General features: G+C 37.7%; 2 protein-coding genes. Both read right to left on the reverse strand.

The genetic code is table 11. The annotated features are described in order from the left end of the window. Nucleotides 1–72: 72 nt before the first annotated feature. Nucleotides 73–909, reverse strand: a complete 837-nt coding sequence (locus FRY97_RS21670) for an Rpn family recombination-promoting nuclease/putative transposase (protein ID WP_147169711.1) — start codon at nucleotides 907–909, stop codon at nucleotides 73–75. Nucleotides 910–1,550: 641 nt separating this feature from the next. After that, the gene (locus tag FRY97_RS21675) at nucleotides 1,551–2,330 is read right to left on the reverse strand and encodes a SpoIIE family protein phosphatase (protein WP_170254832.1); all 780 of its coding nucleotides are present in this window, start codon (nucleotides 2,328–2,330) and stop codon (nucleotides 1,551–1,553) included. Between the last annotated feature and the right edge of the window lie 80 nt (nucleotides 2,331–2,410).

A 2,410-nucleotide genomic window follows, 5' to 3' on the forward strand; every position in this document is an offset into this window, starting at 1 on the left:
AACGGCCCGGCTAGCCGCAGTACACAGCGCAGCCGAGTATTGTCGGCTAGCCATTGTCGCAGGCAGGCTTTCTTATAGTTCATCAATTTGATTTTCGCTCAATCCTGTCAATTCTGATATCTCCGAGTTCGACATTCCTTTTGCTTTCATTCTTTTAGCTACTTCTTTTATACCTTCTTCGATCCCCTCTTCTCTTGATGTGTCTACTACATTTTTCAAATCCCTATAATGTTTTAAACTCTCTTCATAGACTTCTCTTTCTTCGGGTGTAAATTTGGCTATTTCAGCAGCCTCAAATAATCTCTCGAATATTTTATCTTGTAACCTTTTGGGCCGGTCTTGTAAATCTGATAAATGCTTAAATATATACAGCCATTTGTCAAAATGACTCTCTAATTCTTCTTCATTCTTTTTAAATTTAGGCAATTCTATATAAATGAATTTCAGTTTGTCATAAAACACTTCACATTTTTGGTTTTTTAACTCGACAATATGAAGCAGTTCATTATCTGATTTATGATCGTCAAAAACAAAGTCTAATATCCCTACAGTATATGCCGGTTCTAACCTATAATTCCACTCTCCTTTTTTTGCTTGTTCTTGGATCGGAAATGATGAATAATAAATACTTCTATCTTTAAAGTAATTTTGTTTCGCTTTTTGAATTTCTACTATAAACCGCTCTCCTGACTCGCCTATACAATAAAGGTCAAATACAGCTTTTCGGTCTAACTCATTTAATCCCATTTGTTCATTCCGGGAATAGGACAAATCCTTAATCTTATGTTTTTTTGGAAGAACCTGATTCAAGAAATCTATCAATAAGACTTTGTTTGGCTCAGTGCCAAATAGCTTCTTGAACCCAAAATCAGTTAACGGATTTATATACCTATCTTCTAAAGCACTCATAATCAATTATTAAAAAAAGCATACCTAACTATGGTTTTCAAATATAGCCAATTTTGAGTTTTATGTCTACAGTTTTTTGTTATTTTAATTGCTTGCCTGCAACTCTGTAATATCCGCCTTATCCCCCCAATTTGTTGCGCTTTTTCCAGGCTTTGCATAGCCCCTACCGCGCCCAGCGCGCCACACTATCCCACAGGCAATGCTGCAAAATACAAAAAATCACAATGCCGCCTGCATGGCAACAGGAAAAACTAGCCCGGCGGTGGGCCATCAAGGCTGGCCGGAAGGAAAATACTGGGATGCGCCCCCCCTCGGGCTGATGCTTTTTGCTGGCGGTTCTGCTGGCCTCCTGCACAGCTGTATGGCAATGGCTGGGGGCTGTACAGTCTTGCTCTTTCCTTTTATCTGGACTTCAGGGTGTACAGATCTGGACTGATACTAATAGTATTCAGAACCGCCCGGAAAGCCCGGTACCGCTGTCGCGGTTCGCTCTGCCAAATGCCCACTGGGCATTTGGTTTAGCTAACGCTAAACTCCGCTCGCTCATTCTGGATCCCGCTTGGCGCTTGTTGCGGTGGCCGGTCAGGGGTGCCGTCCCGGTTGGGCGGTATAGGCAATTATACATTGTCACATACTGTATTTTATATTTTGCTACTTCTCATTATACTCAAAAGTTTTTGATAGACCTCCCCATCTTGGAAATCCACCTTAAACATTAGTGATATTAAATCCCCTATCTTTTCTCTTCCAAAATCAATTCTTTTAATTTCTCTTATGGAAAGTAATTTATTTACTATGAAGGCATTCTTTTCTTTTATCCCTTCTTCAATTCCCTGCAATAACACTTTTGATATTTCGAAATTGCTCATGCCCGAAAAATCCTCATTATTTAAAATGGATGAAATCATTTTGGAATAATTATTTTTTCCATTAATTTTCCTTAAGGCAATAATTGTCATGTCATCTTTTTGAATATCTTTATATTCTTGGCAAATTTGCTCGAGTCCATTCTCTAAATCAATTGCATTGATCACTGTTAATAAATCTTCTTCAAACTTGGAAGATGCTCCATGCATGCCATCTGTTGATAAAATAACACCTTTAATGGCTTCATCATTTTTCACTTTAATCTCATAATGTGCTTCACGGCTTCCAATTACATTTGTTACTCCTTCAGCTGTAACGACCACTCCTGAAATTATCAATGGTTTCCCGTCTTTTTTTCGCAGTATTACGGATTTAACTTCATCTGTACTTATTTGTCTAAATTCATTGTCCGCAAATTCATATATTCTTGAATCGCCTAGATTAGTGTAATATATTTTTCCATTTAGAAGATCCCATACAACTCCACAAAATGTTGTTTTCATACCTTGGCACCCATCTGTTGTAAGGATTACTTGCTGATTTGCTGTTTGCAAGGATTTTAAAAACCGTTCAGAGATATCTTCATGTGAATTTATTTTAAACGTTTCAATATACCTTATGTATCAAGAATTGA

The organism is Phaeodactylibacter luteus (assembly GCF_007993045.1).
GTDB lineage: Bacteria > Bacteroidota > Bacteroidia > Chitinophagales > Saprospiraceae > Phaeodactylibacter > Phaeodactylibacter luteus.

Coding starts and splice junctions, on each gene's coding strand:
- FRY97_RS21670 (WP_147169711.1), bottom strand. CDS start 909: ATGAGTGCTTTAGAAGATAGGTATATAAATCCGTTAACTGATTTTGGG.